General features: G+C 56.3%; 33 protein-coding genes and 2 pseudogenes. 7 read left to right on the top strand and 28 right to left on the bottom strand.

Annotated features, from left to right (window positions below; translation table 11 throughout):
* Window positions 1-4: 4 nt before the first annotated feature.
* The 9 genes from AACL31_RS18370 to AACL31_RS18330 all read right to left on the bottom strand — a co-directional run bounded on the left by AACL31_RS18370 (window position 5) and on the right by AACL31_RS18330 (window position 8,660).
* Entirely contained in the window at window positions 5-1,141 is a 1,137-nt protein-coding gene (locus AACL31_RS18370; RefSeq protein ID WP_339053500.1) for a phage tail protein, read from the bottom strand.
* 1 nt (window position 1,142) lies between these two features.
* Window positions 1,143-1,730 (bottom strand): phage tail protein I, encoded by a 588-nt coding sequence (locus tag AACL31_RS18365; protein WP_310513012.1) that lies wholly within the window; start codon window positions 1,728-1,730, stop codon window positions 1,143-1,145.
* A complete protein-coding gene (locus AACL31_RS18360; protein WP_310513011.1) occupies window positions 1,723-2,826 on the bottom strand; it encodes a baseplate assembly protein in 1,104 nt (367 codons plus the stop codon). The genes AACL31_RS18365 and AACL31_RS18360 overlap by 8 nt, the downstream gene beginning before the upstream one ends.
* Window positions 2,817-3,176 carry a GPW/gp25 family protein gene (locus AACL31_RS18355; protein ID WP_310513010.1) on the bottom strand — a complete coding sequence of 120 codons (360 nt, stop codon included), beginning with the start codon at window positions 3,174-3,176 and terminating at the stop codon, window positions 2,817-2,819. The genes AACL31_RS18360 and AACL31_RS18355 overlap by 10 nt, the downstream gene beginning before the upstream one ends.
* 62 nt (window positions 3,177-3,238) lie before the next feature.
* The gene (locus tag AACL31_RS18350; protein ID WP_310513009.1) at window positions 3,239-3,880 is read right to left on the bottom strand and encodes a phage baseplate assembly protein V; all 642 of its coding nucleotides are present in this window, start codon (window positions 3,878-3,880) and stop codon (window positions 3,239-3,241) included.
* Complete coding sequence (locus AACL31_RS18345; protein WP_339053499.1) at window positions 3,877-5,064, bottom strand: phage late control D family protein; 1,188 nt, start codon at window positions 5,062-5,064, stop codon at window positions 3,877-3,879. Before AACL31_RS18345 ends, AACL31_RS18350 begins: the two co-directional genes overlap by 4 nt.
* A gap of 50 nt (window positions 5,065-5,114) precedes the next feature.
* Entirely contained in the window at window positions 5,115-5,279 is a 165-nt protein-coding gene (locus tag AACL31_RS18340) for a tail protein X (protein WP_422389264.1), read from the bottom strand.
* Window positions 5,279-6,172 carry a phage tail protein gene (locus AACL31_RS18335; RefSeq protein ID WP_339053498.1) on the bottom strand — a complete coding sequence of 298 codons (894 nt, stop codon included), beginning with the start codon at window positions 6,170-6,172 and terminating at the stop codon, window positions 5,279-5,281. Before AACL31_RS18335 ends, AACL31_RS18340 begins: the two co-directional genes overlap by 1 nt.
* 73 nt (window positions 6,173-6,245) lie before the next feature.
* On the bottom strand, window positions 6,246-8,660 hold the full coding sequence (locus AACL31_RS18330) for a phage tail tape measure protein (protein WP_339053497.1): 2,415 nt from the start codon (window positions 8,658-8,660) through the stop codon (window positions 6,246-6,248).
* A gap of 38 nt (window positions 8,661-8,698) precedes the next feature.
* Between AACL31_RS18330 and AACL31_RS18325 the strand changes: the two genes are divergently transcribed.
* Entirely contained in the window at window positions 8,699-8,992 is a 294-nt protein-coding gene (locus tag AACL31_RS18325; RefSeq protein ID WP_310513134.1) for a hypothetical protein, read from the top strand.
* A gap of 83 nt (window positions 8,993-9,075) precedes the next feature.
* On the opposite strand, the gene AACL31_RS18315 is transcribed toward AACL31_RS18325, so the two are convergent.
* The 17 genes and pseudogenes from AACL31_RS18315 to AACL31_RS18235 all read right to left on the bottom strand — a co-directional run bounded on the left by AACL31_RS18315 (window position 9,076) and on the right by AACL31_RS18235 (window position 19,446).
* The gene (locus tag AACL31_RS18315; RefSeq protein WP_280632355.1) at window positions 9,076-9,348 is read right to left on the bottom strand and encodes a phage tail assembly protein; all 273 of its coding nucleotides are present in this window, start codon (window positions 9,346-9,348) and stop codon (window positions 9,076-9,078) included.
* Window positions 9,349-9,536: 188 nt separating this feature from the next.
* Window positions 9,537-10,061, bottom strand: coding sequence for a phage major tail tube protein (locus tag AACL31_RS18310; protein ID WP_339053496.1), 525 nt, complete (start codon window positions 10,059-10,061; stop codon window positions 9,537-9,539).
* Window positions 10,051-10,200 carry a hypothetical protein gene (locus AACL31_RS18305; protein ID WP_339053495.1) on the bottom strand — a complete coding sequence of 50 codons (150 nt, stop codon included), beginning with the start codon at window positions 10,198-10,200 and terminating at the stop codon, window positions 10,051-10,053. Before AACL31_RS18305 ends, AACL31_RS18310 begins: the two co-directional genes overlap by 11 nt.
* A complete protein-coding gene (locus AACL31_RS18300; RefSeq protein WP_339053494.1) occupies window positions 10,197-11,630 on the bottom strand; it encodes a phage tail sheath subtilisin-like domain-containing protein in 1,434 nt (477 codons plus the stop codon). Before AACL31_RS18300 ends, AACL31_RS18305 begins: the two co-directional genes overlap by 4 nt.
* A complete protein-coding gene (locus tag AACL31_RS18295) occupies window positions 11,627-11,917 on the bottom strand; it encodes a hypothetical protein (protein ID WP_310513448.1) in 291 nt (96 codons plus the stop codon). Before AACL31_RS18295 ends, AACL31_RS18300 begins: the two co-directional genes overlap by 4 nt.
* A 2-nt stretch (window positions 11,918-11,919) precedes the next feature.
* The gene (locus tag AACL31_RS18290; RefSeq protein WP_339053493.1) at window positions 11,920-12,381 is read right to left on the bottom strand and encodes a Gp37 family protein; all 462 of its coding nucleotides are present in this window, start codon (window positions 12,379-12,381) and stop codon (window positions 11,920-11,922) included.
* Window positions 12,381-12,842, bottom strand: coding sequence for a DUF1320 domain-containing protein (locus AACL31_RS18285; protein ID WP_339053492.1), 462 nt, complete (start codon window positions 12,840-12,842; stop codon window positions 12,381-12,383). The genes AACL31_RS18290 and AACL31_RS18285 overlap by 1 nt, the downstream gene beginning before the upstream one ends.
* Window positions 12,842-13,195 (bottom strand): capsid cement protein, encoded by a 354-nt coding sequence (locus AACL31_RS18280; protein WP_310513445.1) that lies wholly within the window; start codon window positions 13,193-13,195, stop codon window positions 12,842-12,844. The genes AACL31_RS18285 and AACL31_RS18280 overlap by 1 nt, the downstream gene beginning before the upstream one ends.
* Window positions 13,196-13,198: 3 nt before the next feature.
* Window positions 13,199-13,684, bottom strand: a pseudogene (locus AACL31_RS18275) (hypothetical protein); the annotation flags it as partial.
* Window positions 13,685-13,751: 67 nt separating this feature from the next.
* On the bottom strand, window positions 13,752-15,239 hold the full coding sequence (locus tag AACL31_RS18270; protein ID WP_310512929.1) for a DUF935 domain-containing protein: 1,488 nt from the start codon (window positions 15,237-15,239) through the stop codon (window positions 13,752-13,754).
* A complete protein-coding gene (locus tag AACL31_RS18265) occupies window positions 15,239-16,555 on the bottom strand; it encodes a terminase large subunit domain-containing protein (protein WP_310512928.1) in 1,317 nt (438 codons plus the stop codon). Before AACL31_RS18265 ends, AACL31_RS18270 begins: the two co-directional genes overlap by 1 nt.
* The gene (locus AACL31_RS18260; protein WP_310512927.1) at window positions 16,552-17,106 is read right to left on the bottom strand and encodes a DUF3486 family protein; all 555 of its coding nucleotides are present in this window, start codon (window positions 17,104-17,106) and stop codon (window positions 16,552-16,554) included. Before AACL31_RS18260 ends, AACL31_RS18265 begins: the two co-directional genes overlap by 4 nt.
* A gap of 2 nt (window positions 17,107-17,108) precedes the next feature.
* The gene (locus AACL31_RS18255; protein ID WP_310512926.1) at window positions 17,109-17,420 is read right to left on the bottom strand and encodes a hypothetical protein; all 312 of its coding nucleotides are present in this window, start codon (window positions 17,418-17,420) and stop codon (window positions 17,109-17,111) included.
* Between the two features lie 2 nt (window positions 17,421-17,422).
* Window positions 17,423-17,746 carry a hypothetical protein gene (locus AACL31_RS18250; protein ID WP_310512925.1) on the bottom strand — a complete coding sequence of 108 codons (324 nt, stop codon included), beginning with the start codon at window positions 17,744-17,746 and terminating at the stop codon, window positions 17,423-17,425.
* Entirely contained in the window at window positions 17,743-18,366 is a 624-nt protein-coding gene (locus AACL31_RS18245; RefSeq protein WP_310512924.1) for a hypothetical protein, read from the bottom strand. The genes AACL31_RS18250 and AACL31_RS18245 overlap by 4 nt, the downstream gene beginning before the upstream one ends.
* Window positions 18,359-19,078 (bottom strand): transglycosylase SLT domain-containing protein, encoded by a 720-nt coding sequence (locus AACL31_RS18240; protein WP_310512931.1) that lies wholly within the window; start codon window positions 19,076-19,078, stop codon window positions 18,359-18,361. The genes AACL31_RS18245 and AACL31_RS18240 overlap by 8 nt, the downstream gene beginning before the upstream one ends.
* 14 nt (window positions 19,079-19,092) lie before the next feature.
* Window positions 19,093-19,446, bottom strand: coding sequence for a putative holin (locus AACL31_RS18235; protein WP_310512923.1), 354 nt, complete (start codon window positions 19,444-19,446; stop codon window positions 19,093-19,095).
* A 277-nt stretch (window positions 19,447-19,723) separates the two neighbouring features.
* On the opposite strand from AACL31_RS18235, the pseudogene AACL31_RS18230 reads away from it, so the two are divergent.
* Window positions 19,724-20,490: pseudogene (locus AACL31_RS18230) on the top strand (DNA adenine methylase).
* A gap of 31 nt (window positions 20,491-20,521) precedes the next feature.
* Here the strand turns inward: AACL31_RS18230 and AACL31_RS21175 are convergent.
* Window positions 20,522-21,433, bottom strand: a complete 912-nt coding sequence (locus AACL31_RS21175; RefSeq protein ID WP_409013956.1) for a helix-turn-helix domain-containing protein — start codon at window positions 21,431-21,433, stop codon at window positions 20,522-20,524.
* Window positions 21,433-21,558, bottom strand: coding sequence for a hypothetical protein (locus AACL31_RS18220; RefSeq protein WP_339053491.1), 126 nt, complete (start codon window positions 21,556-21,558; stop codon window positions 21,433-21,435). Before AACL31_RS18220 ends, AACL31_RS21175 begins: the two co-directional genes overlap by 1 nt.
* Before the next feature lie 139 nt (window positions 21,559-21,697).
* Here AACL31_RS18220 and AACL31_RS18215 point away from each other — a divergent pair, with 139 nt between their 5' ends.
* The 5 genes from AACL31_RS18215 to AACL31_RS18195 are packed head-to-tail and all read left to right on the top strand — an operon-like array spanning window position 21,698 to window position 26,226.
* Window positions 21,698-21,931, top strand: coding sequence for a hypothetical protein (locus AACL31_RS18215; protein ID WP_310512893.1), 234 nt, complete (start codon window positions 21,698-21,700; stop codon window positions 21,929-21,931).
* A gap of 57 nt (window positions 21,932-21,988) precedes the next feature.
* The gene (locus tag AACL31_RS18210) at window positions 21,989-22,309 is read left to right on the top strand and encodes a helix-turn-helix domain-containing protein (RefSeq protein ID WP_310512892.1); all 321 of its coding nucleotides are present in this window, start codon (window positions 21,989-21,991) and stop codon (window positions 22,307-22,309) included.
* Window positions 22,310-22,321: 12 nt separating this feature from the next.
* Complete coding sequence (locus tag AACL31_RS18205; protein WP_310512891.1) at window positions 22,322-23,275, top strand: DUF3102 domain-containing protein; 954 nt, start codon at window positions 22,322-22,324, stop codon at window positions 23,273-23,275.
* Window positions 23,272-25,059 carry a transposase family protein gene (locus AACL31_RS18200; protein WP_310512890.1) on the top strand — a complete coding sequence of 596 codons (1,788 nt, stop codon included), beginning with the start codon at window positions 23,272-23,274 and terminating at the stop codon, window positions 25,057-25,059. The genes AACL31_RS18205 and AACL31_RS18200 overlap by 4 nt, the downstream gene beginning before the upstream one ends.
* Window positions 25,060-25,071: 12 nt before the next feature.
* Window positions 25,072-26,226 (top strand): AAA family ATPase, encoded by a 1,155-nt coding sequence (locus tag AACL31_RS18195; RefSeq protein ID WP_310512889.1) that lies wholly within the window; start codon window positions 25,072-25,074, stop codon window positions 26,224-26,226.
* Window positions 26,227-26,234 lie beyond the last annotated feature (8 nt).

Raw genomic sequence — 26,234 nt, 5'->3', positions numbered from 1 at the left:
GGGGTTAGTAACAAACCAACTCCCAGGTTCTGGGCGCTTTAATCCCTTTTCTTGTATAATCAGCACTGATAATTAACGATTTTCCGACTATTTCGACATAGGTGCCTAGATTGCCCTCGGAAGCAATGCCTTTGTATTTCACCGTCGCTACTGCGGATAAAATAGCATGAGGAACCGGACAAGATAACGACACGGTATAAATTTGTCCTGCATTGAGTGGCGGTGTGATACCCCATTGTTTGATAAGGCCGGTGTCACCACATTTCCACCATCCATTCGTAGCGAGGTGAGCTGTATTTTTTGCTCCTCGATTGTTAATCTGCATATTAAGCCAGCTACTTAACGCACCGCCCCAAATAGGGCCAGTTATATCACCATTTTCTTGATAAACCGCGGTTCTGCCGCCCCATGAGACAACTAAATTGCTATGGGTATTGATAGTGCCATCAACTTCAGCATTCCTTAACCAATGGAGGCTGGTATTACTCCAGTCTCCAACTTTCGCATTATTAGCATAAAAAGCCACGTTGCCATCGCCATTAGCCCGTAATCCTGAATCGTTATCGCCGATATGCACGGATTGTGTCACATGCAGATTGCCATTGACGCTACCACCAGTCCGTTTATTCAGTGCATTTTTTGCACAATCTACTGTTTCTGTTAAACCAAGGTTTTTAATAAATTGATTTTTGTCCGGGATGTCAGCGCCATTTTCATTTTTTGCCAGTTTCTGGCTCAACAGTTGCGTCACGCTTTCGGCAAATTTCGGGTTATTGCTGATGGCCTGCGCCAGCTTGTTGAGCGTATCTAAATCGGATGGCGCATTGTCAACAATGGCATTGACCCGAGCATTGACCAGTTTAGGCGTCGCGGCGGTAGTCTCATCCTGACTGTAGGTGGCATTACTCAGCTGCACAAACCCTTTCGCTGCCAATGTGGCGTCTGGATGGTTGCGCGAATTGGCATGGGCCTCCAGGGCCGCCTGTGTGCCTTCCAGCTGCTGCTTTAGCCAGGCGGTGCGATTGGCCAATTCCCTGGGTGGTCGGTTGGTGATGCCTTCCGGGCCACCCAATACCGGGTCTGAGGTCTCTATCTGGTAAATGCCGTCTTCCCATGTCGGGGATTCTTTTAAGTAACTCATTTTAGCTGCTCCCATGATTATAAACTCCGTCATACTGGGCGGTGTGGTTATAGCGTAACGGGACGGCGGTGTAATCAAGCGCCGCCAGTTCACAACGTGCCGGGGCAAACGCCGCCAGCGTCTGGCGTAACAGCGCCGCCTGGTCATTGGTAATAATCTGTTCCAATACCACCCGGTAAAGCGCCCAGCGGCATTCCGCGGGCCAGGCACGGGTCAGAGTTTCCCCCAATGCCGCTTCCCCTTCGCTCAGTTCGACCTCCCCAAAGCCCAGGCGGCGAATGACTTCACGTACCGCCCAGGGGGTGCCTTTATAGCGATGCAGTTCAATGGCGTTTTTCAGCATCGCCCGGCGGGCATCATCGGACTCCGCCAGATGCCAGCCATTATCGCCGGTCAGCGACAGTTGCTCAGCCAGCCAGGGCAAGGCGCTGGTTTCGGTCATATCCATCAGGTAAACCAGCAGGGGCGTCAGGTCGAGTTGCTGCAATCGGCCCGCCAATATCGCCAGCCACTGAAAGCGGCTATCGTCGGCTAATGGCGGGGGCAGCAAGCTCTCGCGGGTGGGGGTATCGGATGTGATATCAGTCATTGACCACCCCGGCTAACGTTAGGTCGATGTTTTCACACCAGGGCCATTCGTTTTCTTTCACCACCTGCAGAGCCGGTTGTTTTAGCTCGACGCTGTAAACCCCGTTGGCCGAGAGGGTGGCCTGTATCTGGCTGGGCACGATATCACATCCCAGTTGTGCGGCCTGCTTGTCAACATAACGCTGGGCGGCCTGCTTCACGGCGGCCATGACCTCGGCGCTATCGTAGCCAGCATAAACGCGGATAGCCGCTTCAATCCGGTAAGTCACCTTAACCGGCGAAGCCACCTTGACGGTATCGGTCAGCGGGCGCACCTTGTCGTCAGAACAGGCTCCATTAACCAGCGCCAGCAAGGTGTCGGATGGTAGGCCGCTTTTGACCAGTGGATAAAGCGCTACCGTACCCGGTACCGGGCGCATCACCGCCACATCGCGGATATCCTGATGGGCGCTCATGGCATGAAAGCGGTACGCCTCGCGCGAACCGGCGTTACTAAATGACGCGGGGGCCAGCCGGATACGCTCACGCAGATGCGCATCCTCTTCCGGATCAGCGCCACCGGTACTGGGTTCGGTATTGGTCACGCTCAGGTCTGCATCGTTGATGCCGTCAAGCAAGGTACTGATTTGCGCCGGTTGCCAGCCGTTGCCAAGTGTGCCGCGCTCGGTACAGGTGGCCGTCACGCTGACGGTAGTGTCGCTCAGGGTGGCCGCCTCATCGGTGGCAAAAACAATACTGTCGCGGGCGCTGACGCGCGTGCCCGCCGGAATGACCAGCGGCGTGTCGGGGGATTCTTCGAGCTGAAAACGCAGTCGGGTACGCGCTGCCGCAGCCGACAAGCGGTATACACCGACCAGTTCACCCAGGTAGTCCAGCATCGGGGCGCGGGCAAAGGCCACCAGATTCTGCTCGGCGGTATCCTGGATCGCCATGCGTACCAGTGCCTCACGGTAAGCCATCAGGTTAATCAGCAGCCGTTCATCCTGCGCCGGATAGAGCGTCTTGCCGCTGACTTTTTCATACCAGGCTATCATTTCAGCGGTCAGCGCCACCGCATCGGTGTTGACAAATACCGGTTTCTTGTCCGTTAACGCCATGCGACCTCCGTCATCTGTGGCGTGCCGTCAGTTATCGGCTGCCAGCGTACCCGCAACCAGAGATGTTCGGCGTCGACCCGCGGTTTCACCTCAAGGAGTTGTATTCGTGGCTCCCAGCGCCGCAGCGCATCGACCGTCTCTCTGACGACATGGGGGATAGCTTGCTCGGTAGGCATATCCAGATAGCGGTACAGGTTGCTGCCAAAATCGGGTCGATGCAGGTCTGCGCCACAAGGCGTACCCAGAATAATACGCATGGACTGCTCAATATCGGCCAACCCGGAAACGCGTTCGCCGGGACGGTTCAGCGCGGGCTGCCAGTAAACGGACGTTGCATAATCATTTTTCATACCGGCAGCATGACACAGGCGGGCAACAGAGGGTATTAAAGCGCATTAAAGCCTGCAAGCGCTTATATCGGCTTGCCGGTTGGCCTGCCCTCATGACCGTTACTGTGCTGATGGTTCTCCAGCGACACGTTCCCGGCCCGGATATCACCGCTGGCCTTGATATCGCCGTTAATGGTGGCTGCCACACCCTTGCCACCCGAGCCGCTCATACCGCCCAGGTAAGTGAGTTGCTTCTGCACCGTCAGGTTACCGGTCGTAAGGGTATCAGGTGCATCGAGTATGAGCTGTTGACTCGCTTTCACCGTCGCATTTTGCGTCTGAATAAGCACATTAGCCTGAGTGATCAACGTTAGGGTCTGGAGGGTGCCGCCGACGGCCATCGTATGGGTTTTGCGGTCATACTCGACAAAGGTGCCATCGGCAAAATCGACCCGGCGTTTGTCGCGTGACGCAATCGCCGGTCGGTCGACCTGTGAATAGACCGCGCCGAGCACCACACCATCATCGCCATAGGGGTCAAGTAACAGTTTGACCTGCTCGCCAATATCCGGCAGCCAGTAATCCTTGTTGTTCTGCGTGTTACGCTGCAACACCTCAAGCCAGGCGGTACGCAGATTATCCAGCTCCGGCAGGCGAACGCGTACCCGCACTGTTTTCTCATCCACCGCACTCACCGTGCCCGTGGTAAATTTGATACCGCTCATCGGGTTTTCTCCTGTGCAACGGGGGTTTCTGTTGTCACCACGCCAATACTGCCGTCGGCTTTTTTGCCGATGACCATCAGCGTCTGTGGATTGCTGGCCTTGCCTTTTTTATGCGCATTGGCAATCGGCCCCTGACCTAACTCCAGTTCGCAGGTATAGCCGCTTTGCCGGTTAAGGTCATGCCGCACCGAGGTGACGAGCCAGACTCCGGACAAGCGACCGAAGTCCGCCAGTTGCACCGTGATACCGGCTTTTAGCCGGGTCTGACCCGGCAGGCTGAGATTTGCTGTGCGCTGGTATTCATTGTGGCGGTTAAGTCCGACGCACAGTTTACTGACCGCTTCATCGCGGGTGCGTGCCCGGTTTTGCATGTGCAGCGTATCGGCACTGGTGGTTCGGCTTCCCTTGGCAGGGACGGTTTCCTCTGCCACCGTGCCGATGCTGCCATCGGCCAGCACCCCGACGGTGACCAGTTTTTTGGTGCGGGTGTCCTGATATTTAACCTTGCCTTGCTGATAAATGCGATTCAGTGTATCGCGCAGGGTAAAGCGACTCACCGCTGATGGCGTCAGCGTCAACAGCGGCGTGGCTTCGCGCAATGTCGCGCGATGGGAAAACACCAGCGCCTTATCGGTCACCTTGACAATATAGCCATACTCACGCCCCAGTCGGGTGATAAACGCCAGATCGGTTTCGTTATACTGCGTCACCCGGTCGAGCGTCAAAGGCGCAAGGGACCCTTCCAGCCGCAGATGATGTTTTTTGGCTATCCGGCTGGCGATTGCCCGCAGCGTGGTGGCTTCAAAAGCCCGGTTACTGCGGGTACGCAACGCGCGGGTCACCGGAGCCGATAGCCCCCGTAACCGTACGCTGTCCGGCGGGCTGGAAAATTCCAGCTCATCCAGCGAGAACGTCCCGCACGCCAGCAGCGGTTGACCGGCCAGACCTATCGCCAGCGTCAGGCTATCGCCTTTACCTGGATACCAAGCCTCACGCCAGCGACCGTCACTGTCTTCCAGCTCAACGTCAATTTCATCGGCTTCCCCGGCCAGCCGGTCGGTAAAGCTCACCGACAACACATAAGGCGTCACTTCCCGCGAGATATCTTTCTGGTCGTAATGCAGGGTAAAGGTAGGCGTATCTACCGGGGTTATCGTGTCGGACAGGGGAGTTAGCGCAGCCACGGTGGTATGTTCTCCTCGGTGTCATCTGCCGCGATGATAGGGATAAGCAGCTATACGCCTGCCGGGAGCGACGCAGTAATGGCTACCTGCGGGTTAGCCATAATGATGCGCCCATAGCCGAACGGATCGCCATAATAGTGATGCGCCAGGGTGTCCCAGCGTTCGCCTTGGCGGGTGGTATGGATAATGACGTCAGGGGTTTCGGTAGCCATCATTATCCCCTCCTGCTAATAATACGGCTGGCCAGGCGACTGAGCGGTGCGGACTGATGCTGGTACACCGTCACGGCATTACCAACCAGACCGGCGACGGTATCGAGCGCACCGGGCAGCTGTTGACTCTCGCCCGGCGCAAGGCCGCGCAGGGTAGCCTGGGCATGGTCTATCATCGTGGCCGCCTCACCGCTCGCCCGCAGGAGCGGGATGGCGTCGGGTAAGGTGCCGGTTAACTGGCGTAGCCAGGGGTGCGATTGTGCCAGCGGCGCGGCCACATCGCCCAGGCTGGTTAATACGCCGGGTACGCGGGTCAGCGCCGCCACCGGATTACTTTTCATCTGTCGTGCGACCCGGATGACACTGGAGGCGGTCTGTAGCGCCGATTGCGCCTGCCGGGCAAAGCCCACCGCCTGGCGCAGCGTCTGGCCCAGTCCCGCCGCGGGCAAGGCCGCCTGCCGGGTCTGATTCAGGTTTGGCAACCCACCTTTGACGGCAGGGGGTCTGAGCGGCTTTTGCGGGTCGCCGGTATATTCGCGCAGCGTCACCTCAACCGACAGCGCCTGGGCACTGCCCTGCGCGCTGCAAAGCTGGGTACTGAGCGACAGGTCGGTGATCACAAACCAGCCCTTGTAATCGCCGTTACCCAGCACAAAGGCCAGCGCCTGATGGGCACGGCTCGCCGCCTGCAGCCGTTGCCACTCACGCGCCGGGTCACAATAACGCTGATGAAGCACCAGGGTCAGATGGTATTCATCCAGTTTTGCCCCGGTAAACTGTAAGCCCGGCTTGTGGCCAATGCGTGCCTGCTCGGCAAAGTCATTGCCAAAGGTGCCGTCCAAAGCATCAAAGCTGGTACCCAGCTGAAAAGGGATATCCCCCAATACGGCAAACATTATTCCAGCCTCCTGCGCTGCTGTTGTTGCAGTACGCGCGCCAGCATCTGCTCCAGTTCGCGCGCACCCAGACTCAACGCCTGCTGTACCGCCGAACCAGGGGTTTGCGACCGGCCATCAAGCGCGATGTTGGGACTAAAATGCACCACGATACCCCCTGGCCTGCCATGCCATGACCCGCCCCGTTCGGCACCGAGGGGATGGGTGCGGGTCGCCAGCCAGGCAGACCCGGCAATGCCAGTCCTGCACCAGCCTGCAACAACGCCGCCAGCCAGTCGGTAGTGGCACTGCGGGTTTTCGGGGTGGTGCGTCGGATACCGATAGCGGCACCTTCAACGATATTGTCCCCAAAACCCATAAAGACCCGCGAAGGGCTATTAATGCCCAGCGTCTCGCTAAACCAGCTTTTGATACTGCCACCAAACTCGGTGATACTCTCTCTCGCCGCCGTCAGCTTGCTGCGAATACCACTGACCAGCCCCTCAATCAGGTTGCGACCGAAATCGGTAAAATTGGCAGGTAACTCAATATTGAAATAGCGCATGACGCCCGCGAACGCCTTATAGAACAGCCCCACCGGCGACCAGTTGATAATCAGCGCCGCGACACCCCCGATACCGCCGGAAAACGCCTGTTTAATATCCGCCCAGCGGGCTTTGAACCAGGCGCTGATAGGCCCCCAGTAGCGGTAAATCAGGAAAGCCCCCACAGCAATGCCAGTAATCAGCAGCCCAATGGGGGTCAGCATCAGTGCCCGACCGATAAACAGCACGGCACGTCCCGCTATCATCAGACCACGCACCAGTCCACCGCCAAGCACCTTGCCCAGACGCAACGCGCCACGTGAGAGTCGGCCCATAAAGCCGGTCAGGCGGCGAAGGCTACCGCCCTGGCTAAAGGCGGCAGACATCAGTAACCAGCCGCTGCGAACTGTCTGAAAGCCCTTCAAAAGCGAGACAAATGGGGTAGCGACCAAGTTTAACACCATTCGCACACCAAATAGTCCGATTTTAAAGGCCAGCAATCCCCCAACCACACCGGCAATGCTTTGCACAAGTTGAGGGTTAGCCTGAACCCAGCTGTTGATCTGCGTTATCAAGGGCACAACCGTATCGACAAATCCGACGACTTGCGGTGTGAGCTGCTCCCCGATACTGATCCCCAGATCACTGCTGGCGATCATCAATTGCTTCATTTTCTCAATCGGCGATGCCAGTCGCTTGGAATAGTCCTCCGCCTGCACGTCGGTGTTGGCGGTGCTCAAGGATTCAGCACGGATAGTGCGGTACTTCTCCATATTGGCCAGCATCGGACGGACAAAAGCCATCACCTGCATATCGGCGAACAGCTCACCCAGCCCAAAATTTTGCTGAAGTGCCAATAACGCCTTATCGCGAGCCTTATCGTCTTGCAGTGCCATCGCCGATTTAAATTGTGCCAGGGCTTGCGGACTTTTTCGCGCCAGATAGGTTTGCAGGGTATTCATCATCCCTTCAATCGGTGAAATGCCATACGCTTTTTGCTGCATTAACGACTTTTCAATATCGATATGCACATCGGCAAAGCGTTTTCTTGTTTCTGGGGCATACAGTTTTTCGAGAAAATTATTAAAATTGTTCGCTGCTTTATCTGAACTGCCCGCCCCAATTTTTGCCACCTGTAAGGCGGCCACCATCTCCGCAACGGCCTCCTTACCCTGCGCTACACTCGCCATTTGTGGGGCTAGCTCGGGTAACCACTTCACCTGATCAGCAATTTCAAACGATCCTGCTTTACCCCCATAGGTCATGATGTTCTGTACGGCAGCAAAATCTTTGGCTGCGATGCCTAATGATTGTTTGGTGGTAAAAGCGGCTTGCGCCCACAGTTCTGCTGGGGTTTTTGTGGCCGTCGCCGCGCGGGCAATACTTGGCAGGTAGGCGCGCAGATCATCCAAATCATCAATATTATTGCCAATCAGTGAACTGCTTGCCGCCTGTAAATCGTCCTGAGTCTGGTTGTACTTCAGGCTCCAGACGCGAATATCTTTTCCCAGCGCGTCACGGGTTTTCGTGTTAAAGCCCGCCGTGATCGCCATGTCGATCATGTTGTCCTGGAAAGTCATGAACTGTTTTACTGACGGTTGAACGGCACCATAGGCAGCGCGCGCCATGCCATAAGTTTCCAGTCCCTGACCGTAAATTTTCAGGCGATTATCACGTAAGGCAGTCGAAGTGGCAGTAACACGCGTCAGGCGAGCCTGCTGCCTTTCCAGCCGGGACAGGGTATGGCCAACCCGGATCAGTTCACCGTTCAGGCGACGGGCAGCATCGCCGCCAATGTCGCCATATCGACTTACCGCGCGTGTCAACGATGCCTGACGCTGCTGGAGTTGACTGGTCGCTGAACTGAGCCGTTCCAGCGCGCGCTGCGAATTTCCCATGACAGCCCGAAACGTGCCGTGCAAGGCAGCGGAAACGACAATGCCAATTGAAAAACTACTTGCCATAATGGTAAACTCACTAATAATCAATGAGGAGAGCAACCATGGAAACACGTCTTAATATCTTTAACGTGCTGATCGGTATGGTGGTCACTGTATGTTATTGCTATGGCCTGTACTGGGTAATAGAACCTATGGTGGCCAAAAGCGAATCCTGGATAACCATTTTTATGATGTCCGGCATTGCTACAGCCGTAATTAGCCTGGCTTTAGCCCTTCTTGCGTTCTGTTTTGGTCCCTTTATCGCACTGGCTTTTTTCGCCACTGAAGGTTTTTTTCGCTTTCTTTTTTGGACTATTCGCCGTATTCGCGCTTTATCTGTTCGCCCGCTTCCTTAAGGTAGCCCTCAAATTCTTCTACCGCTAGCCGCTCAATTTCACTGGGCTGCCAGCGAAACCACCTTGCCAGTAACGCCTCCGCCTTACGCAGTTGTCCCGGATACTGTATCCAGCCCCGCAAAGTCGCGAAATCGGCCATGCAATGCCTGGTAATCCGCCAGATCCATTTTGTCCAAATCTTCCGGCAACAACCCGGTCATGCTGGCAACCAGCAATTCATCCAAATCAGACGGATCCTGACTTTGCTTGCGTACCTGTTTCATGTCGCGCACGGTCAAACGCCGCACGGTGACCTGGGTCAGCGTCTCGCCGTTGGCGAGCGGATAGGGAAAACGCAGGGGGTAAGTGTCGTGCATAATAAGCTCCTGGATTGAGAGGATGATCTTGACCCTGACAGTCTGTCTTTTGGTGCGGTCAGGGTCTTTTAAACACCATTAAAAAGTGTGGATCACTATTCAACCGTTGGTACGTGCTAAAAGTGGATCACTTTTCGACCGTCGTTGACAATAGCGGCGTGATAACACCGCTGAAAAGGGATCACCCGCTAACCACCAATATTGGCCCGGTAGTCTGCCAGCATATCCACCCCGCCGACGCGAAAAATATTCGCCATGTAGTCCAGCTCCAGTAATTCTTCGCCATCCAGCACCTGCTTGATATAGGTGCAGGTAAAGGCGCTGCTTAAATCCGGATCCTCATGCTGCTTGAAGGTGCCCAGCGGGTTCTTTTTGAACATCACCGTCATATAGGTCACCATCGGCACTTCATTGAACCGACCCTGGCTGGCAAACTGCTGAACACTGCAACGGCACTGCAGCTGGTAGGTGCTAAACGGGTTGGCGACCAGCCGGGCGACATCGGCGTAGAAACTGTTCCACTTGATTTCCCCCTCCAGTTTGTCAAAACCGTAGGGCAACTCTATCTTGACCACCAGACCGAGCGCCTTGCGCTCCTGCATGATGGCCTGTATCTCCGGGCACTTCACCTCTTCGGCCCTGCCCAGCAGATTATTGCCATTAACGTAAATATTGGCATTGCTAATGGCGTTAAGCTGAATTTTACCGGTCATACGCATTCTCCTCGATAACATTAATGCCGCTGACAGCACAGGGCCGCGCATCGCCGCTGTTTTCTTTTATTAGACGCCCGCTTATCACCGCCACACAGTGGCGCTGACGTAATACCGGGCGTCCACCTCTCCTTATCATGACGCGCTTCCTTTCAGGTTAGCCAGAAACTCGGCGGTGATCTCGGTTTCATAGGTCAGCCGCTCCATCGGAGGGGGCGGGGTATAGGCGTAATTCAGCAGCAGATGCCCGGCAGACAGCGCTTCTTGCGTGTTACGTGCCTTGTCATACCAACAGAGAAAGCCAAGCAATGCCCCATCGCCTATCAGCTTGCGCCCGTAGGCATTGACCGACTCGCACAGGGCATCAATCAATGCCTGATCGATGGGCCTGTCCATATACTGCAGACTGAAAAAGCGCAGCGCCTCGTCGAGCATATCGCCGGTGCGCCGCACGTTTTCAAAGTTCTTCATATGGGTGACGGTCGGAAACGCAGCCGTACGGTTGCCCCATAGGCGCAGACCGGTACCAAAACCGTTAAATACCGTGGTGATGCCGTTTTCATTAAGCTGGTTAACTTCACTTTGGGCATCACCAAGTTTCGCCGACAGCGCCCGCTCCATACCCACAATCCCGGCAATCTCCTGATTGGAGGACGACCACCAGAACCCTTTTTCCAGGTCGACTTTCGCCCGCAATCCCGCCGCGCGTTGCGAGAGCGGCTCCAGGCGATTTTTGTTGCTGGCCTTGTCATAGACCAGGGCATGCGGATAGCACAGGCGCACCCGCTCGGAGGCGGTGTTGAAGTTGATGGTACCCGCCGACCCGCGACCGGCGATAGCCTGCGCAAAGGTGGTGCCAATCGGCGCATCCACATAGGCGATAGCCTTGAGCTTGTCGGCATAGGCCGCCAGCTCCGCCGTGACCGAGGTCTGGGTACAATAGACCGGTGCAATCAAAATTTTGGCGTCATAGCCCAGCAGATTATAAACATCGTCGAGCACCTTGATGCCGCTCCGTCGTCCGGCGGTATCGATACTGCCCAGAATATCTGCCGGCGTGACCTGACCGGTATCCAGATGATCGTAGCTGGCGATACAGGCTTCGCCTGCCGGGATAGCGCCTTTGGCTTGCCGCGTTAGCGTCCCGCTTATCGGCTCAAGCTGATAATCCGTCTCTCGCCGATACGTGGTTTTGCTGTCGGCGCTTTTCAATACCAGATGGCTGACATAGCCATAGCGCAGTCCGGCACGTTGATGCTGTACATCAAATTTCAGGTCATTTTCATCCACGTGCTGGGTGTGCCGTGTTGGATCCAGTACGTTGATAACCACCACCGTACCGGCTCCATGATCGTAAATCGCCCGCAGCGCCTGCGGTATGGTAAAACCGTCGATTTCCGGGCCAAACTGGGCCGCGTCCTTTTCTGACAGGCATTGTATCGGTTTATTCACCGGGCCGGTCGGGGCGGTGCCTATCAGTCCTATCACCGATGATTTAGAGCCTCGTACCGGACGGGGGCCGCGCTCGACCTCAATGGTCTCCGGGCCGTGTACATAGGGATCGCTCATGCTTTTTCTCCTTCCGTGCGCGGGTTGTCTGTTTTACGCTCTCCCGCCTTCGCTGTCGGCGAGGGGGTGGCGGCAGGCCGGGATGTCACCGGACGCGCCGCCGGTTCAATGTAGACTGGTTGCGCATCCAGGCGCGTCAGATAGCCGAGACACACCAGTGTCTGGGTGTACTCATGATCTTCCGGCATTTTCACTTCCCGCCCTGGCCAGAGCAGGACTTCCTGCAGCACCTCGCCGGTACGCAGGGTGACGCCACTGGGTGGGCCGTCATAACGAAACAGGGCCATCTTTATTGCTCCTCACGGGTTATATGGGTTAATGGGGGATTGTCTTCGGGGCTGTCGTTCTGGATAAAGACCGTCACGGTCTCAACAGTGAGCGCGTACTGCCACAGCCCCTCGGTCTGCCCCAAAAAGACCTCCTCGACCAGCCAGATATCACGCTGGCAGTCGGGTGGACGCCAGCCGCCCAGACACTGGCGCACCTGGTCAAGTACCGTCACCGCGCCGTCTTTGCCGTTAAGCTGTCTCACTACCACCGTGGCGGTCAGTCTGACGGTCTGCGGCTGAATAACTACCCCGATATCCTGCGTCTGGCCAAAGCGGGATTTGCCGTAGCTGACCAGCACCGCCCCGTGCGGATGGTTCAGGCGAAACTGCTCAGGCCGTTCGGGGAAAAAATCCACATGCAGCCCTGGCAGCTGAAGGCGCAAGCGTTCAACCACCGCACTCAGTAGGGTAAGGGTATCCATCAGTAGCGCTCCAACAGGCCATCACGGCCACCGAACTGCCGTTCCCGGCTGCGGACACGGTATTCCCCCGGCTCGGGCATATCCTTCTGTGTCGCCTGAATGCCCAGCGTCAGCTTGCCGTCGCGCAATGCCACCAGGGTTTTCTCGGTGGCGCGGTAGCTTTCCTTCACCGCGTCCGGCAGGTCACCTTCAGGGCGGCGGCGATAGAGGGCATGGCACACCAGATTCAGCGCCAAATCCTTAAGGACAGTGGGTACCTGCGTCAGCGGCAGGGTATAGCGCCCGCGCAGATGCGCATCAATCAGCTCGACCGCATACCGGATAGCCTCACTGACCACGGCCTCATTAACCACTTCCGGTAGCGCCTGGCAAATCGCCATGCTCACCTCATCCTGCGTCAGCTCAATCAGCGTCTGGCGGGGAATCACCGCCGCCACATCATCGGGTGTGCAGTAATCCATCAGATACCTCGCACCATGCGGATAAGCTGGCCTTCGGCAGTGGCGCTATCGAGCGCGACCCCCACCGTAGAAACGGGCAACGCCCCCTTATCCAGTGGACTTTCAGGGATAACACGCCCCTCGGTATCGGCTTTCACATATTCACCGGCACTGACTGCGCCCCCGGCTTCCACCGCCATAATGCCTATCACGTTAACCGGGACGGCATCGCCGGTTTTACCGTCTACCGCCGCCACGCCCAGCTCTGCGCCGCTGCCTTTAAACACCTTGCCGGAGATACCGACCAGTCGGTGCTGGATTAACGCCTCGGCGGCAATCATTGTGGTGGTCAGCACCACCTGTTGGGTCACCATGACTCAGGCTCCTTTTACGTTGGTGATAAGATAACCGGCATCACTGCCCACCACCGCCACCTTGTAGATATCGGTGTAACGCACGTTCACCACCTTGCCCCCGGCACTGTCAAACTTATCGACCCTCGGCATACCCTGACGGCGGAAGGTGTAACCAAATGACGGCTCGTGTTCATCGGCGCTGTCGCCGCTGGCCTGTGGCCCGGACACGTAATGCAGCATCACGTTGTCCTTCCACAGGTCGGAGACCTTTTTGCCGTCCTCGGCGATCGCCCGTGGCGCGCCGACCAGCACCTTGTCCACCTGGAACAGGTCCTTGAGGATCTCCTCGGTGATGCGCTTGCGCTCATTGGCACCGATGGCAGCCTGCAGAGCGGGATGAAAACGCAGCAGGGCCATCACGGATGCACCGAGCGTGATCACATTCGGTCGCAGACCAATGTTCTGGCGAACAATTTCCATGCCGGCTTCAATATCCTTGAGGGGGTTGCTGTCCTTGGCTCTGAGGTAGGCAATGGCGCGTGCAGGCGGCAGGCCAAAACAGACGGCAATGTCGTTACTGTTGAGCACTGAGCCTCCCGGCGATGTTCGCCACAAATAAAATCCGCGCCAGGTGCGCTTGCAGACGGTCAGCCGCCATACGCGGATACATTTCTGCCAGCATGCCCATTAATGCCTGGGGAGACTGGCCCTGCTCGACGGCGGCAAACAGCGGAGCCAGTATCGGCTGCATGGCCTTATCCCGTTGCCCGCTGGTTATCAGACTCTCCAGCGCGTGCTCCAGTTCATCCTCTGCCAGCCCGGCGGCGTCGGACTGCGTCTCGGCAAAGGCCGCGTTCGTCAGGGGCGTCATGACCGCAGACTCGCGCAGGTCGCCCGGCTGCAGGTTGTACTCACGCATAAAGTATTGCGGGGTAAACAGCGTCGCGGCCTGAGACAGGCTCAAATCGCGTTTGGCCTGGGTCTCGTCAATGGTCTCTTGCGCCCACAGCTCCCATGAAGGCATCGGCACCTCACCGAAGTTAAGCTCCACCATAAACCGCAGTACCTGATTGATGGCACTCATCACCATGGACGCATCGCCATCGCGGATATCGGCGGCGACTTCCAGTCCGGCCTGCGCCGAGGCGTGCGTGGTCTCTGCTTCGGTGGTCTGGTTTTGTCCCAGCAGGGCAATGACGATTTCAGAGCGCGCCAGTTCAATCAGATGGCGATAGATGTCGCTGGAGGCACCCTTGCCCGCCGATTCAATGATTTCCACCGTGGAATCATTGGGAATAACCGCCACCGCGTCTTCCACCATCTTGTCGAGCGAATCGAGCAGCAGGTCAATTTCCGCATCGGCGGTGCCGCGTGGGTGTTTGCCAACCAGCCAGGGACTGCCGTACTTCTCGGTAAAGCGCATCCAGAAACGCCAGCCGCCTTTTTTAAACGCCACCGGCCAGAAGCACATCGACAGGTCAGGAAAGCCGTAGGGGTTATCAAAGGTGGCATCTTGTGTTGCCACCACAAACTTGCGCGGCGGCAATAATTCACCGGCCAGCCCGGCCTGTCTGGCACGAAAGCGCAGCTGGTTGCCGTCATCAAAGCTAAACCACTCCGGCGGTTTACCGACAATATCACTGACCTGCAGGCGGTCGTGACGTTTGACCCAGGTCAGTTCAGCGGGCTGGTAGCCAAAGAAGGCCGCATCCAGCAGCTCGCCAATGATACGGTCGATATCCCAGCCTTCCATCACCTCACGCAGAAAATCCACCACCGCCGGATCGGCATTGCGGGGCGTCAGTCCCCGCTCCAGCGCCTTGACCGCTGATTTACGGCGGCGAATGCTGCTGCCGACCAGCGGCTCAGCGCGCAGTTCACGGTAGACGCTGATGTCGCGCCCCAGGGATTTAAGAATAACGTCCGGGTTAGGCAGCCACTGGGTAAACCCCAGAATGCCTGCCGGGCTGCGCTCGCGCGAGGCAATCGTGCGCATCAGTGGCCGACGCGGGTCAGCGAAGGCGACAAATTCGGTCGGTGTCACATAGAGTCCTTGTGCCATTAATAACCCTCCAGTAATCGGTTAGCCTGCCGGGGGCGGCGGGAGTAAACACGTCCCGGCCCGGTCGGGCTGTCGGCGGCATTGAGCGCCAGAAAACAGGCCCAAGTGCGGTCAGCATGGCCACTGGCATCGCTATCGGCCACAAAGCGCGGGGCACCGGTCGGGCCGGTCACGCGCGTTAACTTGTGCAGGTCAGCCCGTAAATCCTTGTCACCTTGCGGAATACGCAACCGGCGGTCTTCAAAGATTTCTTTGCCGCGCGTGGCCAGCGTGAGTTTATTACCGGCGGTAAACAGCACCCCCTCGACGCGATGGGTACCATGACGGCGTTTGGCATCTTCCACCGGCTTTTCGCCCATGCCGGTCTGGTCAATGCAGCAACGCAGTACCCGGTAGCGAAAAAAGACATCATCGAGCAGCGCGTCCTGCTCGGCAAAGGTGGCCCGTTTGCGGGTAATGATGTCGCGCGTCCAGTACACATCCCCCACCTGCTCAATCACCCAAATCACAAACAGGTCATGACGGGTGGCGATATCAACGCCGACAAAACAGGGGCCATCGGCATAGTGCTCAGGAATGCCCGCCAGGTCATGCTCTACGCCGTCAATCAGTTCATAGGAGAGCCAGCTTGATGCTTCATCGAGCCATTTGAGTTCAAACTCCTGCGCCCACGCATCCTCGTCGTTCAAGGCAGCACGCATGTCGGCAATATCGCGCGGCAGCCCTTCACGCACCGCCTGATAGATATCCACCACATGGCGTGACCAGACGGTATCTAATGACGCATCGGTCATCAGTTCATAGAATTTGTTGCCTTTGCCGTTAGGGGTGGAGGTGACGCGCAGCTTGTAGCCGTTCGATATCACCGGAAATAGCGCCGTCCAGATTTTGCGGCTGTCGGCATGAAAGGCGAACTCATCGAGAAACACATTGGCGGCAAAGCCGCGCGCCGTATCCGGGTTGGCCGGGAGTGCGGTAATACGCGAGCCGCCGGGCAGCACCGCCTCTAGCATCGTATAACGCTCACCTCCACTGCCCATCAGGTAACCTTCAAACTCACGCGCCACCAGACTATAAGCCTGGCAATGCTTTCTGACGCCTTCTTCCATCGCCTCTTTGGCCTGTCGTTCACCGCGCGAAAGAATGACCCAGCGGGTACGACCGCCACGGGCCTCGGTCTCAAAGCAGTCGTCAACCAGCTCCAGCGTGGTGGTAAAGGTTTTGCCGGTCTGGCGGGCAAACTGGCCGATTTTAAAGCGCGACCGGTCAAGCAGCCAGCGCTGCTGGTAAGGGTAGAGTTCAACATTTTTGCTCATGCGATAATCCCGTAAATTTCTTCACGCACCCGCTTCAGCGTATCCAGACTGACATGTGCTTTACCTTGCTGCGCCGCTTCCTGCTCCAGCTCATCGAGACGGGCGGCGATTTTCTCGCGCACCTCTGCCTGATAGCGTTTGAGGCTGACTGACGAGCGGGTCAGGGTGGCAATGCTTTTACCCACTTTGGCTAACAGGGATGCGCGCTCGGCGGGCTCCATCTCGTCATCACTGGCTTCTCGTACGTCAATCAGCGCGGTCAGGATATCGGCCTGAATGGTGGCGATAATCGCCTCCGAGCGTTTGTCCTGGTCGTCTTCCGCCCCTTCGGTAATGACGCGTGCCATTTCGGTGGCTTCACGAATGGCGGCAAAGCGGCGCTGCACCTTTTGACCGTAACGGGAAATCTGCGCCCGACCGATGCTATACCCTTTATCACGCAGCAACGTCTCCAGCTCCCGGTAGCCACTGAAATTGCGCTCGGTCAGCGCCCGGTCGAGCCATTCACGTACCGATGGGGGCAATACCTCGATATGACTGCGCGGTGCCATCGTCACTCCCTCCAGTATTTGGCCGGGCGGGCAATCCCGGGGATATCGTCGGTGACGTATTCCACCAGATTCACCCCTTCCGGCGTTAGCGTGGCAGTCCAGGCACGTGCTGGCGGTCGGGTCAGGCGAACCAGACTTAAGCCCTCAAGGAACAGTAACTCTTTTTGCAGCTCCAGCATGGTCATGTCCGGGTAGAGCGAATGGCCCACATCCCATAGCAGCCGGTCATTGGCCGGATAGGGCCGTGCCTTGTTGACCACCTGCAGTAACACCCAGCGCAACCCTTCGCGGCGCACCTGTTCGGTCTCTATCATCCTTATCCTCCCGTCACTTGACGCAGTTGTATCGTTTCCAGCTTCTGGTAAATCGCGTCAAGCCGTGACTCCACCACCTGCTGATAATGAATAAATTCGTCGCGCCGGACATAACGCGCCGGCACTTCCACTTTGAACTCCAGGACTTCACGCTCAAGGCGCGACCCTTTATCGGATGCCTCGCGCATTAACCGCTCCAGTGACGCAAACCGCTCGGCCTGGCGCTTTTCCGTCTCCCGGATAAACCAGCGGGCCAGCCCACCCAAAAAGCCTGCCAGTCCGAACAGATAGCTCACCAGTACCCAAAAATCGACCTGTAATGTCATGGTGTTAATCCTTCAATATAATCCAGTAGCCCGTTTACCTGTGCCCGCCAGACCTGACATTGCTGCCCGTTGTCGGTGATATTGGCGAGGATATCGCGCTGGGTGACCGGGCTGGGTCTGAGCGGCTCACCAGCGGGCGCAGTGGGCTGGGGCGTGTTGCCAGCGCCGCCGGGAGCGGCGGCAGCGCCTGAATCATTGGCGTCGGACACACCGAGGGCGGCGTTGTAGTGCTGCACGAAGCCACGAGTAAATACGCAGGACACAGCATGCGGCTGGCCTTTTTCATCCTGCCAACGTTGGGTAACATCATCTATCCGCCGGGTTAATTGTTGGGTTTGAGTGCGAAGCTGCTCAATACGCGTCAGGTAGTCCTGTTCGGCCTGATGGGCGACCCGCACCTGATGGGCAAAACGTTGCTGCAGGACTCGCAGGGCTTGCGCGGCCTGCTCGGCGCGTTGCTTTTCCTGCATTGCAAATGTTTCACGCAGCTGATGGAGGGTTGCCTCGCTCCTCTGCGTTGCCCGATGGCTGCCTTGCGTGTAGCCGTGCCACCAGATGCCCGATAGCAGAGCCATCACCAGCACCCCGCCGAGGCTTTTTAGGCTGACTGAACTAAACACAGCTTGCCCCTCCCCAACTCAGGTAAAGGGGGGCCAGGCTTTTTAAAATGCGGCGTGGATAATGACGATTCTCACGCCAGGCATTCACGCGACGTCCGGCATTGACTCGCTCAATGCTGTCAAACCAGCGGCGGCTATCGTACCCCTGACTTTCCGCCAGACGGCGGTCACGCTGTACCCAGCCCAGGCCACCGTTGTAGGCCGACAGGGTCATCGCCATGCGCTCACAGTCATCAACAGCACTGACACGCTGCCACAGCCAGCGGTCGTAGCTGACCAGCGCCCGGATAGCCCATGCCGGATTAAACGGCTCCCGGCTGTTCAGCCCAGGTACCCGTTGACTAATCCAGTCGGCGGTGGCAGGCATAAACTGTGCCATCCCCTGAGCGCCAAGCGGTGAAACTGCATTTGCTCGCCATCCGCCCTCCTGATGCAGCTGCGCGGCAAAGTCTGCCACTGGCGCAGACATTCCCCATTCGAGGCGCGCATTGCGGATCACATCAGCACGGTACTGCAGGGACGTCTGCGGTGGCTGTGCCGCTCTGGCCTGGCTGAAGAAACCACCGCACCAGAGCAGCCAGGCTACCGTGGCCGAACGAAAGAGCTGCCCCCAGAAACTGTGCTTACTCGTACGGGCCTGCCCGTGGAGGGCTAACTCGATGCCCAGTTTCAGCAGTACCAGCACAGCCCAGACAACCTGAGGCCCGTACATATAGAGAGTCATCGTTAAAGCCCCGTAGCCACAGCCAGGCAAACGGCTGCAACAATCAGCGCCCGGCGCAGTTGTGCAGCAGCAAACACCTGATGGCAGCCGCCGCGCACCGGATGACGGCCCTGCGCCACCTCGGGATGGTCATGGTGCAGGTATTGACCGGGGCGGGCCTTGGGGAACAGCGAGCGGTCAAGCCAGTAACCGACCACCGCCGCCAGGGTAATCAAAGCCAGCTTGTAGAGCACCACCGGTAATTGCTGTGGCGAGACCAGGCCAATCACCAGCAACAAACCGGCAGCGGTGAGCAACCAACCGCTTAATCGCGGGGTGGTTAAGGGCGGTAAGATTAATTTTTTTCGTGTTTTCATCACCATCTCCCTGAGAATCAGGCAGACAGTGTGACAAGGCAGGTCGCTAAACGCTTTTAAAGCGGTTTACTAGTGGGAGGATGGGTGAACGGTTAGGTTAGGCGCAGTCATTAGCCCCTAACGGGGCAAGGGAAAAAGCGCGACCCACCCAGTGCAGTCACACCGGACAGGCCGTCAACACACAGACCGAACCTGTGAGTCAACCGTGGCGCTTTCCGTCCTCGAGGACAGGAAAGAGTCTACACGAATTTCCATTAGTGAAAAAGGCTTACAGACAATGCAGCAACATTTTTTACCGATACTGCCCTGGATAGGCGGTAAACGGCGGCTGGCAAAACAGATTTTACCGCGCTTCCCTGCGCATACCTGCTACGTGGAGCCGTTTTGTGGCGCAGCGGCGCTCTTCTTTATGAAGTCACCGAGCAAAGCGGAAGTGATTAACGATATCAACGGCGAGCTGGTCAATCTCTATCGGGTGCTGAAACACCATCTGGAAGAGTTTATGCGCCAGTTTAAATGGGCGCTGGTCAGCCGAGCGATGTATCAATGGCTAAACATCACGCCGACCGAGACCTTAACCGATATCCAGCGGGCAGCCCGTTTCTATTACCTGCAAAAACAGGCGTTCGGCGGCAAGGTGGCGGATCACACCTTTGGTGTGACCACCACCACTGCGCCACGCTTGAACCTGTTGCGCATGGAAGAAGAGTTATCGCTCGCTCATCTGCGATTATCACGCACACCATTGAACACCTGGATTGGGCCAGCTGTATTGCCCGTTATGACCGTCCGCACACGCTGTTTTACTGCGACCCGCCGTATTGGGGAACGGAAGGCTATGGCGTCGATTTTGGTCTGGAACAATACGAAAAACTGGCGGGGATGGGACGAGACCTGGCGGGGATGATGATTATTTCGGTCAATGATATTCCTGAAATGCGGGCAGTGTTTCAGGGGTTCGAGATGGAGAGCGTACCGATTCGGTATAGTCTCAATAGCAATCAGCCCACCCAACGGCGTGAGCTGATTATTACCGTCAAATAATCCCTTTTGCGGCCACGAATGCAGGGAAGACTTAAGCGCGGTGACGAGTGGATTTTTTCTCTGCCATTGCAGCCAGGGTACGTTGTGCCACCTCGCGTGTTTCACCAGGGATGTGTCGGAACGTCGTCAATAAAGTGGCTTCCTCCTCATCCCTCACCACATCGAGCGCACTGGCTTCATCGCTGCGCTCACCGGTCATCACATAAAGAAGATCGACTCCTAACGCTTTTGCCGCGATTAAGTAGCCCGCATCCGGATGTCGCTCACTTTTTTCATAATTATACTGAGTGAGCTTTTTAACCCCACAGCGTTCGGCGAAGATCTCCTGGCTAAGCCCCAACCGCAGGCGCTCGGATTTGAGGCGATCTCCCACGCCTTCGAGTGTCAGCGTGACCCACTGCTGGGCATCAACGGGTATTTGTTCATCGCTCGCAGCAACCGACGAGGTTTTGCCCGCCAGTTGTTGGCTTAACTGTTGTAGTTGCTTCTCTTTTTCGGCCACCAGTTGCTGGCTGCGTTTAAGCGCCGCTTCATCTTTACGTAATGTTGCCCGTAATTCCCGTACCGACATCCGGTCAACTTCGTCGAGGGTCAGACCTGCGATAGTGCCGCCTTCGGCGAGTTCAGCGAGGTCTTCATCGTCTTCCAACATCAGCTCATAGAGTTTTGCCTTGCCGAGAGCCGCAAACGTCTGCGCTTTTCCACCTAATTGAGGTGATAAATATTTTAGCGATGCCTTCATCATAATTTGAGCGGTTCTTTCAGCTAGCCCTAACTGGCTTGTTACGATATTTACAAACTCTCCATGCGGCTCATTCTCTTTCAGAATAATCAACCGCTTTCCCGCCTCCAGCATGGCTTCGGCACTTTGTGCCATATAGAAGCGCGCTTCATGCACAATCCTCTCTCGTTCATAGGGCAGCCCATCGCCAAAACGTGCCATCACCTCCTGCTGGGCACTGTTTGCTGCATTTTTTTCAGGGTATGCAATTGCCCCCCCCCCCCCGCAATCGTGATATTGTCCGCGGTAGTTACAGACAGGCTGGTTGCCGCTTTTTTCTTTGCCATACAGGTCTCCTTTAGGCCGATAACAGCCAGTGTTTTTTTACGGTAATAAGAAATATACAAAAATAAACAAAAAAGACTTTACAATATTTTGTATACCAATATATATTTATTTTTAACTTTTTATGACGGAGATAACACCATGTCACTGCAACATCCCGCCGATTTTAAGCGCAATTTTTACGAGCATGTCTATCAGCAATATCCTTCAGTCGCTAAGTGGGCACAGGAATCTGGCTTTAAGCCTCATGACATCTATGTGTTACTGAATGGTGCTTGCCAAGGTTCACGCGGAAAAGCCCGTAAAGCAAAACGCGCCATTGAACAGATAGTCGGTTCACCGATGCCACACAGTAAAAAACGCCATAAAACATAACATTCGCCTGTTTCACTGACGGTATCACAATTTCCATTAATGAAAAAGAGGCATCCGATGAAAAACACCTTATTACTGCACCCTTCTTCACGCACACGACGGGCGCTGCGTATTTTAAAAGCCATGAAGGGGCATTACCGTGACGGCCTGTCCAATAAAGCCCTGGCGGAGCTTATCAATGACTCACCCGCCAATATCAGTCGTACTCTGCCATTTTTAGTGGAAGAGGGCATGGTTGAGCAGCGCTTCAATGGGAATTACGCCCTCAGCGAGGAATTGATACAGATTGCCCTGGCCTTTTTCGATGAAACCGAACGGGCGCAAATCAAGATGGCAGAACGACGTGGCCGCTGCGTAGCCTCACCGTCAAAATTGTAAGAGAGAAAAATAATGGGTAGAAAAGCGTTACCGATGACGGCTGAAATCGCTCCCGAACAGCCTTTAGCACCGGATTTAATGAACAACCTTAATGCCCTGGCTGAACATCAGCAAGCCATTATGGAGAAGTACGGCGAGGGCCTGCCCTATGAACGAGAGAGGATTGTACATGAGGCGCGCTTCTATATGGCACAAAGTGCCGAAGCCATGCTGGAGGCGGGAAAGCGGTTGATTATTCTGAAAGAGAATGAGCCGCATGGAGAGTTTGTAAATATCGTAACAAGCCAGTTAGGGCTAGCTGAAAGAACCGCTCAAATTATGATGAAGGCATCGCTAAAATATTTATCACCTCAATTAGGTGGAAAAGCGCAGACGTTTGCGGCTCTCGGCAAGGCAAAACTCTATGAACTGATGTTAGAAGACGATGAAGACCTCGCCGAACTCGCCGAAGGCGGCACCATCGCGGGCTTGACGCTCGATGAGGTCGATCGCATGTCCGTGCGTGAACTAAAAGCAAAACTGCGTGAAACCCGTGACAGCCTGGAAGCCAGCCGCCGCCTAGCCAACGAAAAAGACCAAAAAATCAATGAGCTGAGTGAAAACCGCCTGCTTAATCAGCATCGCCCGTTAGGGGAAGAAGGCATACGCCAGCTCCGTGAAGAAATTGGCCTGGTGGGCTTTGATGTTAAAGCCATATTAATGGGGCGCTTTCGGGAAGGGCTGGAAAAATTGCATAGCCACAGTGGCGATATCACGTCCCATGCTGACTATTTAGCAGGCTTGCTTAATGACATTGAGTTTGAAATCAATGTGTTACGCAGTGATTTTTCGCTCCCCCATCACACCCCATCAGAGACCGTACCAGACTGGGTAAAGGATGATGCAGATGCTGAAGACGCGGATTTTCAGTTACCGGAACACCTGCGTGGTACCGGACAGGATAGCGGCGAGGAGGTGGTGTTATGAACGCCATCCTGACCGAACGCGTACTGGCGATTGCCCAGGCCGCCGAAAAAGCCGGACATGGCGGCAAAGACGCCGTTTATCAGACAGGTTGCCAGGCACTCGGCATTTCCAAAGCCACGCTGCTACGAAAAATCAAACAGGTCAGCGTTAAACCGCCGCGCAAGCAACGGGTGGATTGTGGTACCAGTGCCCTGACACGTGAAGAAGCCCTGCAGATATCTGGCGTGATGATGGCCTCGCATCGCAAGAACGGCAAGCGCCTTTACAGCCTTGAGCAGGCGGTTAATGACCTACGGGCGAACAACCTGATTAATGCTGGGTATATTGATAACGAGACCGGCGAGTGGTTCCCCCTGTCGGTCGATGCCATCAGTCGGGCGCTGTACCAATATCGCCTGCACCCCAACCAGTTACGGGCACCGACCCCGTGCGTCCAGTTAAAAACCGACCACCCCAATCATGTCTGGCAACTGGATGCGTCGCTGTGTGTGCTTTATTACCTGAAAAATCCCGCCAAAGGTCGCACTAAGCGCGATAGCGGCCTGCGCATGATGAGTGAGGCGGAATTTAACAAGAACAAGCCCAAAAATCTCGACCGTATTGTTAACGACCGTGTCTGGTCATTTGAGCTGACCGACCATACCAGCGGCTGGATTTACGCCGAGTACCGCTTTGGCGGCGAAACGACACAAAACTTTACCGATGTACTGATTAATGCCATGCAAGAACGCGGTGGGGCCGACGTCCTGCATGGCGTGCCGCGCATCCTTTATACCGACCCCGGTTGCGCCCTGGTCTCGTCCACCCTGCGCAACCTGTGTAAAACCCTTGGTATTCAACTTATCGCCCATAAAGCCGGTAATGCCCGCGCTACCGGCTCAGTGGAAAAGGCGCGCGACATTCTCGAGTGCCATTTTGAATCCGGCCTGCGGTTTGTGCAAGTCAATCATATTGATGAACTGAACCGCCTGGTCGGGTTATGGCGTAAAAAGTATAACCGCACCGCGCTGCATCGCCGTACCGGCATGACCCGCACCGACTGTTGGCTGCGTATTACCCCTGGACAGTTAATCAAGGCACCGCCCGTTGACGTATGCCGTGAGCTGGCAGTGAGTCTGCCGGAAAGCCGTAAGGTCACGACGCATCTTCGCGTGTCGTTCAGGGGCAGTGAATACGATGTACGGCAAGTCCCTGGCGTTTGCGTAGGCGACACCGTACAGATAGTGCGTAACCCCTGGCGTGACAGTGAGGCGCAGGTGGTCATGATTAATGAGGACGGACTGGAATTCTTTTGCCGGGTGCCGGAAGTGGCGAAAGATGACTACGGCTTTGCCCTCAACAGCCCGACCCTCGGCGAATCGTTCAAAGCATTACCCCACACCCCGGCGCAACACCATCTGGCGGAAGTCGAGCAGACCCTGTATGGCACCACCACGCCGGGGGAAACCGCCGCCGTGCAAAAAGCCAACGCCTTACCCTTTGGTGGGCGCTTTAACCCTTATCTTGATAATGAACGCGATACCCCACCCATTTACCTCGCCAAACAGGGGCAGGCATCCACAGTTTGTGCCCCACGTTTTGAAGAACGTTTAAACCCAGTCGTGGTGGTTCAACAGTTGCGGGCGCGTTTTCAGGCGGCGGGCAAGACCTGGCGTAGTGAATTTTACACTACGCTAACCCAGCGCTTCCCGGACGGCATCCCCGCTGGCCAGGTCGACGCGCTGGGTGATGAGTTAATGGCGCAGACGGGCGATGTGGTGGTCAGCCTGGCCAGTCACGGTTAACGGGAGGCCATCATGCTGAAACTGAAAACCCTGTTACAACAACACAACCTGACGCAAGCAGCACTGGCCCGCGCGCTTGACCTTTCCGAGGCGACGCTGGCGCAGATAGTCAATCACCACCAGTGGCCAAAACAGGACACCGACGCGCTAAAACACCGTATCCGGGCCTGGCTGCGTGACCAGGGCATCGCGGCGGACGACTGCTTTGACGGGGTCACGCTTAACGGCAAGGAAAAGTGCCCACTATTTAGCAATGAGGAAGACACCATGTTACTAAAAAAACAGGTATTACTGCCTGCCACCAAAAAGCATTTTGGGCTGTTTCGCGCCCCGTTTGATGACAACGCGGTACAAGGTCATGACGATGTGTTTTTAACCCCTGAAAGCCGTTATGTGCGTGAGGCGTTGTACCAGACCGCCCGTTATGGCGGCTTTATCGCGGTTATCGGTGAATCCGGCTCGGGTAAAAGCACCCTGAGGCGCGACCTGGTTGACCGGATTAACCGGGAACATGCCCCTGTGGTGGTGATTGAACCCTACGTGCTGGCCATGGAAGACAACGACCATCAGGGCAAAACCCTGAAAGCCGCCAGTCTTGCCGAGGCTATTGTTCATACGCTGGCTCCACTGGAAAAGCTCAAACGCTCGCCGGAGGCCCGCTTTCGTCAGCTACACCGGGTATTAAAAGACAGCAGCCGTGCCGGGTACAGCCATGTGCTGGTGATTGAAGAAGCCCATGCGCTGCCCATACCGACCTTAAAGCACCTCAAACGCTTCTTTGAGCTGGAAGACGGCTTTAAAAAACTGCTGTCCATCGTCCTGCTGGGACAACCCGAGCTGGGCGACAAGTTATCTGAGCGCCTGCTGGCGGTCAGGGAAGTGGTACAGCGCTGCGAGGTGATTGACCTGCCGCCACTGGATGAACATCTGGCCGACTTTCTTGACTTCAAATTTAAGCGCGTCGGCGGCGACATGAACAACGTTCTCGGCCCGGATGCGATACCGGCACTACGCCAACGCTTAAGCTGGCTGCGCCCGAAAAAAGACACGCCGGTCAGCCTGCTTTACCCCCTGGCTATCGGCAATCTGGTGACCGCCGCCATGAACCTGGCCGCGCAAAACGCCATCCCGGTTATCGACGCCAATATTATTCACAGTGTGCATTAAGGAGGCTT

This window comes from Arsenophonus endosymbiont of Crataerina pallida, assembly GCF_964020125.1.
Lineage (GTDB): Bacteria > Pseudomonadota > Gammaproteobacteria > Enterobacterales > Enterobacteriaceae > Arsenophonus > Arsenophonus nilaparvatae.
This window is presented reverse-complemented; position numbering and strand designations above follow the sequence as displayed.